Genomic DNA, 12,728 nt, shown 5'->3' with positions numbered 1-12,728 from the left:
AATGGTAGACGGTACATCCATGATGCATTTACCTGAAGCAAAAGAAGGTAAAAAAATAAGCCGTTCAAAGCAGGGGAAGATTTTATTATTAAGCTTAATAATCTTCCTTATCTTCAGTATTTTTGGTGGGCTCTTGAATGGTGCTGCAAAAGTTTCTTTCGTTGATCTCCTCCATGTGATGCTTACACAAGATTTTTCGGTAAGTAGTAAAACGCGTGATTACCTCGTGCTCATAGACATAAGGCTTCCCCGTGTTATCTTGGGATTATTGATTGGAGCAGCTTTAGCTGTCTCCGGTGTTCTTATGCAAGGGCTTTTTCGTAATCCTCTTGCAGATCCCGGAATTGTAGGTGTATCAGCAGGTGCTGGACTTGGAGCAGTCTTAGCAATTGTTGTCGGCATTGCTTTTCCTGTTTCATTTGCACCTTTTCTAGAGCCTTATAAAGTTATCATAGGTGCTTTTTTTGGTGGACTTTTATCAACGATTATTCTCTACATAATAGCAACGCATAATAGCTTTACCTCTATTGCAACCATGCTGCTTGCTGGTATTGCTCTTGGTGCATTAAGCAGTGCAGTTGTCGGAACATTGATTTTTGTCGCAAATGACCAACAACTGCGTGATATCACTTTTTGGAGTCTTGGCTCTCTTGCGGGCGCTACATGGTTAAAAGTATGGCTCGTTCTTCCTTTTATCGTTATTGGTCTTCTTTTCTCTCCCTTTTTATCACGAGCACTTAATGCCCTTGCTCTTGGAGAAGCTGTTGCTGGCCATATTGGTTTCCATATTCAACGCGTCAAAAATATTGCTATTCCCCTTGTTGCTCTTATGTGTGGTAGTGCTGTTGCTGTCAGTGGTGGTATTGGTTTTATTGGTATTATTGTTCCTCATATTTTACGTCAGCTCATAGGTCCTGATCATCGCTATCTCATTCCTTGCTCTGCTCTCCTGGGAGCAGCATTACTTATTTTTGCTGATATGTTTGCACGCTTAATTGTTGCCCCCGCAGAATTGCCGATTGGGATTGTAACAGCACTTTTTGGTGCACCTTTCTTTCTATGGATCCTTATATGCAAACGAGGAACAGACTTTTCATGATTGAAGCGACAAATATTTGTGTTCAGCGCGGGAAGAAGAAGATTCTTAAACACATTAATCTTCAAGCTAAAAGTGGCGCTTTTACCATTATTATTGGTCCTAATGGATCAGGAAAAAGTACTTTTATCAAAGCTCTGAGTGGTGAAATTCCTTACAGTGGAAAAATAACCTTAAATGGTTATAATGTATGCCAAACAAAAACTCATGTAATGGCAAAAATGCGCGCTGTACTACCACAATCAACAACGCTCGTATTTCCATTCTTAGTCCATGAAGTTGTAGGACTTGGTCTTTCTGTAAACCAATTTACCTTTGCCACAGCCGAATTGCAAAATCTTATCCAGAAAGCTTTAGAGTGCGTTGACCTTTCTGATTATGGCAACCTGTATTATCACCAATTATCAGGCGGAGAACAAGCTAGAGTACAACTTGCCCGTGTACTTTGCCAAGTCTGGAAACCTGTTCATAATGGGATTCCTCGCTGGATGATATTAGATGAACCTATTGCTAGCCTCGATATTCAACATCAAATCATCGTTATGGATATTGCTAAACAATTTTCCTATTCTGGTGGCGGCGTTCTTGCTGTTCTTCATGACCTCAATCTCGCGGCACATTATGCAGATAACATGATCTTGCTCAAGGAAGGTGAGATTTATTGCGAAGGAAATGCAACTAATGTTTTGACAACACAAAATCTCCGCAATGTTTATCATTGTTCTTTAAACGTTTCTGAATTACCTAAAGAAGATATCCCTTTTATACTCCCTCAAACGGCATCCTCCTATGAAATTAGATCTCTAAGCTGTCGGCTTCAATCTAAAAACTAAAGTCCATAGCAAAATAAAACACGCAAATATTCAAGAATCTTTTTTATTTTTATATGAACTCCTTTTTGTCATCTATCATTAAAAAAGAAGACCAAGCACCCTAAAGATATTTTTTGAAAAAACTACCAGTTTAAAATCTTTCAAGATTTTACGTAACTAAAAACATGTGAAGTTTTGTTTTGCTATCAAACTGTTAGATAATACGAATTTATACAACATAAATATGCGTTTTCCTACTCTTTCTATCACTTTTATCTTTATAAAAATGATTCAAGAAATGCGTACAAATGCCTTTGTTATAATAACGGGTGTATTATTTATATCTTCTAAGGACCATATAGAAATCAAGTACTTTTCTCCCCTCCACAAAAGATTTGTTTGTAGCTTTAATAGTAACATCTTCTTTATAACACATATACTTTAACTTTTTTTATAAATAAATATTAATTTATACTAATACTTTTTACTTTTCTCTTTCTATTAAAAAATTGTTTATTGGCATATCACAAAGAATTAACCTATTGAATAAAAACTTTAAAATAAACTCAATAACGCTTCTTGTAAGCCCCCCTAATGCAAAAACAATGCGGAATATAGGGATGAGGAGAGAGTATAGAAATAGCGTTTGTCTTCTGCTTCACAAGCATAATGATGATTCCACTCAAGGAGTACTATCATTTACAGATAAAGCCTCCACCATGGCAATGCAAAGAAATGAAATCGACAACAAGGTGAGAGATATCTTTATAAGATGAATTAACTCATACGGGGGTATGCTGTTTTTGCACAAAAAAACGTTAAAATATTGTACTTTATTTATGCCTCAGGTTGAATAATTTTATCACCTTACCCCCTATCAAAACACCTTATGAAAAAATGTATCTCTAGATCACTTCACGGTACAGTTTAAATGATTTTTACATATTTTCCCTATATTATCATACAATTATAAAATAAATTATATCCTCAACTCTTTCTTTCAATCATTTTTAAATTGTTTTTTGACTCTCTCAAGTATCCTATTAACAATATAGATTTCCTCTTCATATGCATAGAAAATAACGCGGAATTGCTCCGCGTTAACAAAATTATCAAGGTCTATAGATTATTTATGGACCCGACCATACTCATGATTTTATAGCATAGACAACGGTTGTATTAACAGGGCGCGTTTCTGCCTCACCCGTATGGGAAAGAGTTACCTTGTGTGTATGTGCACCAGCAGAAGCTGTTCTCCCTTTCAGGGTCGCATTATAAGTATAATGATTCGGGAGTCTCCCAATATCACCAACGGGCCAGCCTACCCCTTGATACTCAAAATTGTGTGCATGCTCGCCTGCGTTTTCAATACTCCCAATATGCGTATGCGATTTTATGCTATCTTGTTGTTCATCTGCAAACTTTCTACCACCATCTAAACCCCGACCATTATCAAAGCCGCGTAAAAACATGCCTCTAAAATCAGGAACTTTAAAAGTTTTATTGCTGTCTTTTCCCCATTTATCACCTATTGCATTGAATAACAGCGGATAATCTTCACGCTTATAGGCCTTACCATCACATAAAAGCCAACCATTTGGCACATTTTGCATAGCAAATGTTGCAATGAATCCAGCGGGAAAACTTTCTATCTTTGGTGGTGTAGGATTTAATAAATACCAACCCTCATGCTCTTTTATTAAAACACCATTATTGTATACCATTTCATAAATGCCATCTGTTTGAAATTCTCCACCTTCTAATGGTATAACCCCCACGTCAGTGGCTTTATAGATAAGCTTTTCTCCTATATTATTAACAGTTATGGTTGTCGCGCCAATATTTACACCACAAGCTTTAAAACGTATGACGATATCATTGTTGTATTTCTTTATAGGCGAAACTGTCTTTAAAGTAATTAATGTTGTTTTATCATCCACATTTACTGTAAAGCTTGAATTAATAGATCCTCCATTATCTGCAAGATATTCACGTACGCGCTGCATCATCGCCCGTGCACTATCATTAACAGAACTAGGCGGCTGACCTTCTGCCCAATTAATGATACTATCTGAATAAGCATTTTCATCAGCCTTTAGAGACCAATCGTAAATATTAGACATTTTAAATCCCCCATTATTTTCATAGTTTTTCTAACAATTTCTCGTTCTGTGCACTAAAATGTGCGGCCGCTGTTGATTGGTACATCATAACCACTGCACCATCCGTATTTACGCATTTTATCTCTCTTCACTCCTTCCAATTTTATAACCTAAATTCACCAGACGCTTTTCATAACATTAGTATTAATGCTTTCTCTTCTAATGTGTAATGTAACCACCTCATTTGAGGTTACTCAGTATCTTGTTTTGTTGCTTTGCTGTTGTTATATAATTATTTCTCAAATCTTGCATCTTGTTGCAAAATTTATAAATACTGTTCAAAATTTTCCTTATTATGGATTTCATATAACAATTACTGAATGTAATAACTTATCACCCACATAGAAAGTTTCTGATTTAAACATTATCTTTTTTTATTTTTTCAATAGTTTAAATCTATCTCGTCGATATTTTATACCATATATTTTAAACAAAGAAATTCTATCTTTTAGCTATCATTTGTATTAAAATTTTAAAATTAGCTTAAAATTTTTTGCATGCTTCATTATGTTTTTATTCACATGCAGATACTTTGTTCTATTTTATTCAATTTATTCCTGAAATTGTGTTACAGGATTATCACCAATGTTTTTTTGAACAAGCTTTTGTTCAATCTAAATACATCATAGAGAATATATTCAATATGGCTATTTCCTCACGCTTTCATTGAACTGAAAAGAAATACTTTGAAATACTAAAGAAACACTACACACCTTCACAAAATTTGAAGGTTGTATCCGATCCGGAAAAAATTAAAAAGCATAACCTAGCGCCCTCCCCCAATTTTTATGAACAATATCCTTGTTTTTTAAACGCCCCATAACCAACTTTTCCCCTCCCACACTTAGCACATCTGCCTCTATATATTATTATATGTATATCTTTTTTGCAAGAACAATAACTCATTCTAAACAACATCTTGCAATTATTGGTGTTCTTCTTAATTCATGGCAATATCAAAAAGCATTCTCTAAACTGTTTTTCTAACTCATCTGCTTCATCAATCCAAACAAAAAATACGCTCCATCGATTTAACACTTGCTATACCCTTAACTATCAAAGAAAACACCTTACAAAATCTTGCATAAGTAGCCAGACAATTGGACTATCCATGGCTTGTCTTTTCCAAATAAAATATCCTCTCCACTCATTACCGACTTTATTTTCAGTGTTCTCTGCACCTTGAACTTCTATCTTCCCTTTAAAATATACATCATTTATTAGCTACACCCTTTACCAGCTCTCGATGGGGTTATTTTTACTGTTTTTGAAGTTATTGCTATATTTTCTAATGTCAAAAACATTTTCTTTAGGTAATAAAAAAAACAAAAATTCCAGACTTTTTACATACATAACGCTAATATATAACCTTACAATACATGAATAAAATGTGATCTATTCTACAAAATATAATACGTATTGATGAATCAACAAAACCAACACTCAAAAAGAAAGATGGAAATATGAGTTTTGGAGATCTTATCGTATGCAGTATATTAGGATTTTTGTTTACAATCTTTTCATTGGGGGGATACTTAAAATCGTTACAGTAGAATTAAAAAAAGAATATTTTAGGTGTCCTTTTCTATTCCTTCCAGCATTTACCTCACTATTTAGTATAATTGCACTACTTAAATATGATCTTTTTAACAAGATTTAAAAGATAAGCTGTTTTTATATCCTTCATAAGGTGCATAACGAGTTTTATGATGTGAGTGGGGTAATGCAAAGCGATTATAGAATGCTATGATACTGCAGATAAAGAATTCACTAACGAATTTATTTATGAATCTCTTGTCAACACATTTGTCTATTTTTGGGGTGCACCAATCATCACTGGCTGTATAGCTGCAGCTTTTATATGGCTACCATTTATAATACTGTTAATAATAGTAATATTGGTGGAAATTTGGTTACTCTTCCTCATAATTCCCTACTTATTCAAAAATTGGTTTTCGGCTTTATTAATCATCATCATAATAATTATTTGTTTGCGTTTATTTTAATTATTAATAACCATTTATAAAAAAATACTGTAGCGTTTCATATGGAATTTATTGTCTATAAAAATATTCTATTTTGTTTATTTCCTCTTTTATTGTTTAAAAATTGTTTTTCTGAAAATTTATTCAATTTTTCTCTTGTTGTATTATAATAATTATAAGAGAATTACATTATAAGTAGTATTTTTTTCTTGCATATAAAACATAATTAGTTATTTTTTATCTGTAAATATTGTTGCACGATATCATATGGCTCTTAAATGAATTTACGTAGTACTTTATGCTGAGATACATCCTTTTGCTTTCCTCTCTCTTCCAACTATTTAAAAGTGTTGATAAAATTTCAAGATGAAAAGACTTTATTCATTTTCATCATCATTTTTTAATTCATCTTTACGATTTTCAAAAGATTCAAAACAATATTATTTTTAATAATAAAGATTAGGTATTGTTTCACGCTTTTGTTTATCGCATTCTTAATGGGAACATCCCCCTCATGAAGAATAGAAGGCTCCAAACAAAATATAATGATATTGCATATTACGCACTTTTTAAAGAAATATTGCTCAAAATATACTCCTTTTATTTTACGACAGCGCACGTCAATAATAAAATAGTAAGCCATTATAGATCATCAGCGTTAAGCTTTTGAAGATACAAGCTGGAACCCATTATACATTTTACTGTCCCCCACGTTTTGACAGTCCTCACATCTTAGAATGTTCATTAAATGACATTTGGCTTCCTTTCTTCAAGTGTTTTGCCCCATACGCCCCCACTTATGACGTGCAAGGAAGTGATTTTATATGAAAAGATGTATGATGAGAGAATCTTATGGTATTCTGAGTTATTATTTTAATATAAAAAAAATCTCAATCAGAGCCATAAACTATCTACTTTTTCCTTGATAATCCGTTTTTAACTTTATTCTGGTTTATAAAAGCTTCAATATCATAGTTTATCACTTCATAATATCTATTTACACTCTTAAAAACACACCAAAATCGTTTAAAATATATTTTTATGATTGACAATATAGATATTTAAGCCAACCATATTCGTATTAACAAAAATACTTCAAGTGGGAGGAGGCATGCAAATATTAGAATAGATATTGTATCAATTTTTCAAAATAACTTTTCTTGAGCTGTATTGGATTTTCTTGCTACAAAGCAATATTATTCCTATTCATTCGAATGCTCGTGATTGATAATTTGAATACATCTCCATTAACATCGTACCTCCATTAACATCGCAACCTATTTTTGAACTCTGTGTCTATAAGGAAAAAGTTTGTGCAGAAAAATACTCCATCAATCAGTTGTAGCCCCTTTCCCGCTTCACGCAAAATTTATCAACAGAGCCTTCTCTTTTCTGATGTGCGCGTACCATTGCGTGAAATTTCACTGACTGATGGCAGTGGTGAAAAACCTTTAAACGTCTACGATACTTCTGGCCCCTATACAGATAAAGATATGATCATTGATATTACAAAAGGCTTGCCAGCAATTAGCTTACCTTGGCTCTCTAAGCGGGATGATACTGAAACTTATCCTGCACGATTAGTTAAACCTGAAGATAATGGATTGACTTCTGATAAAAACCTTACACCAGCCTTTAAACAAAAACGTCCTATTTTACGAGCAAAAAATGGCAAAGCAATTACACAAATGGCTTACGCACGCGCAGGCATTATTACCGAAGAAATGGAATATGTGGCTATACGAGAAAATGAAGGATTAGCAGTAAAAGAACGGCAGAATGTACCATCAAATGAAACATTTTCTGGATCAATACCAGAAATTTATACTGCCGAATTTGTTCGCAATGAAATTGCTTGTGGACGCGCCATTATTCCACAAAACATTAATCATCCAGAGTGCGAACCCATGATTATTGGGCGTAATTTCCGTGTTAAAATTAATGCCAATATTGGTAATTCAGCAGTAACGTCATCTATGGAAGAAGAAGTTGATAAAATGGTTTGGGCCATTCGCTGGGGAGCAGATACAGTTATGGATCTCTCTACAGGACGAAATATTCACAATATTCGTGAATGGATTATCCGAAATTCTCCTGTGCCCATCGGAACAGTCCCTCTTTATCAAGCACTCGAAAAAGTACAGGGTATTGCCGAAAACTTAACATGGGATATTTTCCGTGATACCCTTATTGAGCAAGCAGAGCAAGGTGTTGATTATTTTACCATTCATGCAGGATTAAGATTACCATTTATTCCTATGACCATTGATCGTGTAACAGGTATTGTTTCACGAGGCGGTTCTATTATGGCAAAATGGTGTCTCCATCATCACAAAGAAAGCTTTCTCTATGAACATTTTGATGAAATTTGTGATGTTGCAAAAACATATGATATCTCTCTTTCATTGGGGGATGGATTGCGCCCTGGCTCTATTGCCGATGCCAATGATGAAGCCCAATTTGCAGAGCTTAAAACTTTGGGAGAATTGACAAAAATTGCTTGGAAAAAAGATGTACAGGTTATGATTGAAGGTCCTGGGCATGTCCCAATGCACAAAATTAAAGAAAATATGGAGCAACAATTAGATCTTTGTCATGAGGCGCCTTTTTATACTTTGGGACCTCTTACAACGGACATTGCTCCTGGTTATGACCATATTACATCAGCAATTGGTGCCGCTATGATTGGATGGTTTGGAACTGCTATGTTGTGTTATGTAACACCTAAAGAACACCTAGGACTCCCCGATAGGAATGATGTAAAAACTGGTGTGATCACTTATAAAATTGCTGCTCATGCCGCTGACCTTGCTAAAGGTTTGCCTAGAGCACAATTGCGCGACAATGCTCTTTCGCGTGCACGATTTGATTTTAGATGGCACGATCAATTTAACCTTTCTCTTGATCCAGAAACAGCCTGTGCCTTTCATGATGAGACAATGCCTAAAGAAGCCCATAAATTAGTGCATTTTTGTTCCATGTGTGGACCAAAATTCTGTTCTATGCGTATTTCCCATGATATTCGTGAGGCAGCTGCAATAAGAAAAACAAAAGGGGAAGGTATGATCGCCATGGCCGAAAAATATCAGAAAAATGGTGACCTTTATATGGAAACTGTTCCTCCTCAAAAAAAGAAAGTAAACAGTTGAAAAACATTCTTATCAAAGGTGCAGGTGTAGGCGGCTTAACAGTTGCCTTTATGTTACAGCAAAAAGGTGCTTCTGTTACTGTATCGGCCCCCCCTCATTCACCTATAGGAAGTGCTAGTTGGTATGCAGGAGGAATGCTTGCACCTTACTGTGAAAGGGAAAGTGCAGAACAAATTGTTGAAGATCTTGGTGTACAAGCTATACAATGGTGGCGTAAAACGCTCCCCAACCTTGTCATACAAAAAGGCACTTTAGTGGTTGCACCTACACGAGATAGAGGAGAGCTTGAACGATTTTCTGTGCGTACGCATAATCACAAAACCGTAGATAATACAGAAATAGCTCATCTTGAACCAGATCTTGCGGAACGTTTTAACTGTGCACTCTTTTATGAAAATGAAGCCCATATTGATCCTCGCAAAGCACTTATGGCTTTAAAAGAAAAGCTTCTCAACAATGGAGCCTGTTTTGTTGATGTAGAAATAGCTGAAAAAAAATTTGATATTGTTATTGATGCGACAGGAATAGCACGTTTAGGAAAAGATAAAAATATACGGGGCGTACGTGGTGAAATGCTTCTCGTGCGCTGCACCGATATTAAAATTTCGCGTCCAATTCGTCTTCTTCATCCACGGTTTCCTCTCTACATTGTACCTCGACAAGATAATATTTTTATGATTGGTGCAACGATGATTGAAAGTGACTTTGATGGTGCAATCTCTGTAAGATCAATGATGGAACTGCTCAACGCGGCTTATACTTTACATCCTGCTTTTGCTGAAGCAGAAATTATTGAATCTGGCGTTGGTGTTCGTCCATGTTATCCTAATAACTTCCCTTCTGTGCATAAAGATGGTAACTTTATTTCTATTAATGGATTTTATAGACATGGTTTTCTGTTGTCTCCAGAAATGGCAAAACGAGCAATGGAATTGGCATTGGAATAAAACATGCAAATATTTGTTAATGGTGAAACAGTCCAAACAGAAGTTATGACTCTCGGTCTCTTGCTTGAAGAATTGGGGTATGAAGGAAATTGGCTTGCAACTGCTGTTAACGCTGAAGTTGTTCCCATAGATGCACGAAGCCAATTTGTCTTGCATGAAGGAGATAAAATTGAAATTTTAAGCCCAATGCAAGGAGGCTAAAATTATGCTGAATCTTTATGGACGACAATTCTCTTCCCGTCTTCTATTAGGTACAGCGCAATATCCTTCACCAGCAATCCTTCGTGATGCTATTCATAAATCGAATACGGAAATTGTAACTGTTTCCTTGCGCCGTGAAACTGCAGGTGGAAAACAAGGTGGACAATTTTGGAAATTTCTTCAAGAACTTGGGGTAACAGTGCTTCCTAATACTGCTGGTTGTTATACTGTTAAAGAGGCCGTAACCACAGCCCAATTAGCAAGAGATCTTTTTAAAACGGCTTGGATTAAACTCGAAATTATCGGTAATTCAGATACCTTACAGCCAAATATTTTTTCCTTAATCGAAGCTGCTCAAATTTTAAACAATGAAGGTTTCAAAATTTTTGCCTATACAACGGATGATCTCATTGTTGCTGAAAAACTTTTTGACATTGGTTGCCGTGTTATTATGCCTTGGTGTGCTCCTATTGGTTCTGCCAAAGGACCTCATAATACTGATGGATTGCGTTCTATCCGTGCTTACCTTCCTGATGCTACTCTTGTTATTGATGCCGGCATTGGACGCCCATCACATGCCGCCATTGCGATGGAACTCGGTTATGATGCAGTACTGCTTAATACCGCAGTTGCTAAAGCAGGTGATCCTGTCTTAATGGCTGAAGCATTTTCTAAAGCTGTTCAAGCAGGACGTATGGGATATAAAGCTGGCATGATCGAAGCACGCAGTGTAGCAGTCCCTTCAACGCCAATCATTGGAAAAGCAGTATTTTCATGAAACTGGATCCATTTTACCTCATCGTTGATAACGCTGATTGGATTGAACGTTTGCTTCCTCTTGGTATCAAGCTCGTACAATTGCGTATGAAACATGAAAATCAACAAATAATCCGTCAACATATCAAGCGTGCAAAAAACATATGCAATAAATTGGGAGCACAATTAATTATTAATGATCATTGGGAAATAGCAATTGATGAAAAGTGCAATTTTATTCATCTGGGACAAGAAGACCTGAGCAATGCTGATCTTCACGCAATTCGTAAAAGTGATATAAAAGTTGGTCTTAGTACACATGATGAACATGAATTGGATACCGCACTCTCTGCTAATCCTGAGTATATTGCACTTGGTCCTATTTATCCGACAATCTTAAAAAAAATGAAATGGATGCCGCAAGGATTAGAGAAAATCAAACAATGGAGAAAGCGGATTGGTGCTTTACCTTTGGTGGGTATTGGTGGTTTAACACCAGAACGCGCAGTTGGTGTTTTAAAAGCAGGAGCAAATAGTGCTGCTGTTGTGACTGATATTATCCTCCATAAAAAACCTGAAGAGCGTGTACAGCAGTGGATAAAAGTGACACAAACATGGCGTTGATACCTTCCATTCTTATTGTTGCGGGCACTGATCCAACAGGAGGTGCTGGTATTGTTCGTGATATAGAAACCTCTGCGCATTTTCAAATAAAAGCAAATTTAGCAATTACTTGTGTTAACGTACAAGATGATAATCGCGTTGTCGAAATCATTCCAATGCGTGGAGACCTCGTCGCTGCGCAAATGCGTGCTGCCCTAGAAGCAAATCCAATAAGCGCAATAAAAATCGGTATGACGGGGACAAAAGCAATTATAGCAGCAATCTGTAACGTACTCAAAGACTATCCCCATGTTCCAGTTATTTTGGACCCTGTACTTGTCGCTTCATCAGGAGGAAAACTAATAACGGAAACAATCATCGACACTATGATCGATAAACTGCTTCCTCATGTTGATCTTTTAACACCGAATAGAGAAGAACTCGCTCTTCTTAGCCAAAGTCCATTGGCATCTCATGATAAGCAAGCAATACAACAAGCAAAAAAACTTTTGTCATTGGGAGCTCGCTCTATTTTAGTAAAAGGGGGACATGCGGAGGGGCCTCTTGCAATTGATAGCTTCATTGACAAAACTGAAGTCATAAATATCTCTACTCCACGTTTAAAAGGAACAATGCGAGGAACAGGCTGCATTCTCTCAAGCGCTATTGCAGCGCATTTAGCATTAAATGAACCTCTCATTTCAGCGGTAAAAAAAGCAAAAGAATATATCCACACATTGCTTTTAACCCATTGTAAAAATAGTTTATAACGTCTTAGTATTTTTCTCATATCAAATTAATATTTATATATTTCAATTAATATATTTATTTTTAATAAAAATTATTTAAAAAATATAATAATAAAAAAATTTATACTTTATTTTATAAATAAAATACTACAAAAGTAACTTTAATTAAGTATTAAATATATAATACAATGATAACAAATATTATAACACCACTTGCATTCAGTAAAAAAATCTTTTATTATGAATGAGATTAGTCTGTTGAAAAAGT

At 35.4% G+C, this 12,728-nt stretch carries 9 protein-coding genes; 8 read left to right on the top strand and 1 reads right to left on the bottom strand.

Annotation, left to right across the window (positions count from 1 at the left end):
- Nucleotide 1 precedes the first annotated feature (1 nt).
- Both ACFILD_RS04100 and ACFILD_RS04095 read left to right on the top strand, forming a co-directional pair.
- Entirely contained in the window at nucleotides 2-1,099 is a 1,098-nt protein-coding gene (locus tag ACFILD_RS04100; RefSeq protein ID WP_375630798.1) for a FecCD family ABC transporter permease, read from the top strand.
- Entirely contained in the window at nucleotides 1,096-1,929 is an 834-nt protein-coding gene (locus ACFILD_RS04095; protein ID WP_375637393.1) for a heme ABC transporter ATP-binding protein, read from the top strand. The genes ACFILD_RS04100 and ACFILD_RS04095 overlap by 4 nt, the downstream gene beginning before the upstream one ends.
- Nucleotides 1,930-3,056: 1,127 nt before the next feature.
- On the opposite strand, the gene ACFILD_RS04090 is transcribed toward ACFILD_RS04095, so the two are convergent.
- A complete protein-coding gene (locus tag ACFILD_RS04090) occupies nucleotides 3,057-4,031 on the bottom strand; it encodes a tail fiber protein (RefSeq protein WP_375664807.1) in 975 nt (324 codons plus the stop codon).
- Nucleotides 4,032-7,368: 3,337 nt separating this feature from the next.
- On the opposite strand from ACFILD_RS04090, the gene thiC reads away from it, so the two are divergent.
- Genes thiC through ACFILD_RS04060 form a run of 6 tightly spaced genes read left to right on the top strand, consistent with a single transcriptional unit; the run spans nucleotide 7,369 to nucleotide 12,481 of the window.
- Nucleotides 7,369-9,204, top strand: a complete 1,836-nt coding sequence (gene thiC, locus ACFILD_RS04085; RefSeq protein WP_273791113.1) for a phosphomethylpyrimidine synthase ThiC — start codon at nucleotides 7,369-7,371, stop codon at nucleotides 9,202-9,204.
- Nucleotides 9,201-10,151 (top strand): glycine oxidase ThiO, encoded by a 951-nt coding sequence (gene thiO, locus ACFILD_RS04080; protein WP_273791114.1) that lies wholly within the window; start codon nucleotides 9,201-9,203, stop codon nucleotides 10,149-10,151. Before thiC ends, thiO begins: the two co-directional genes overlap by 4 nt.
- 3 nt (nucleotides 10,152-10,154) lie before the next feature.
- Entirely contained in the window at nucleotides 10,155-10,352 is a 198-nt protein-coding gene (thiS, locus tag ACFILD_RS04075; RefSeq protein WP_273791115.1) for a sulfur carrier protein ThiS, read from the top strand.
- A 4-nt stretch (nucleotides 10,353-10,356) separates the two neighbouring features.
- Nucleotides 10,357-11,130: a thiazole synthase gene (locus ACFILD_RS04070; RefSeq protein WP_273791116.1), complete on the top strand. Its 774-nt coding sequence runs from the start codon at nucleotides 10,357-10,359 to the stop codon at nucleotides 11,128-11,130.
- The gene (locus ACFILD_RS04065) at nucleotides 11,127-11,732 is read left to right on the top strand and encodes a thiamine phosphate synthase (RefSeq protein WP_273791117.1); all 606 of its coding nucleotides are present in this window, start codon (nucleotides 11,127-11,129) and stop codon (nucleotides 11,730-11,732) included. The genes ACFILD_RS04070 and ACFILD_RS04065 overlap by 4 nt, the downstream gene beginning before the upstream one ends.
- Nucleotides 11,723-12,481: a hydroxymethylpyrimidine/phosphomethylpyrimidine kinase gene (locus ACFILD_RS04060; protein WP_273791118.1), complete on the top strand. Its 759-nt coding sequence runs from the start codon at nucleotides 11,723-11,725 to the stop codon at nucleotides 12,479-12,481. The genes ACFILD_RS04065 and ACFILD_RS04060 overlap by 10 nt, the downstream gene beginning before the upstream one ends.
- Nucleotides 12,482-12,728 lie beyond the last annotated feature (247 nt).

The sequence above is a fragment of the Bartonella sp. CL162QHHD genome (assembly GCF_042195435.1).
Lineage (GTDB): Bacteria > Pseudomonadota > Alphaproteobacteria > Rhizobiales > Rhizobiaceae > Bartonella.
Note: the sequence above shows the minus strand (reverse complement) of the source record. Positions and strands in the feature narration are given on the sequence as shown.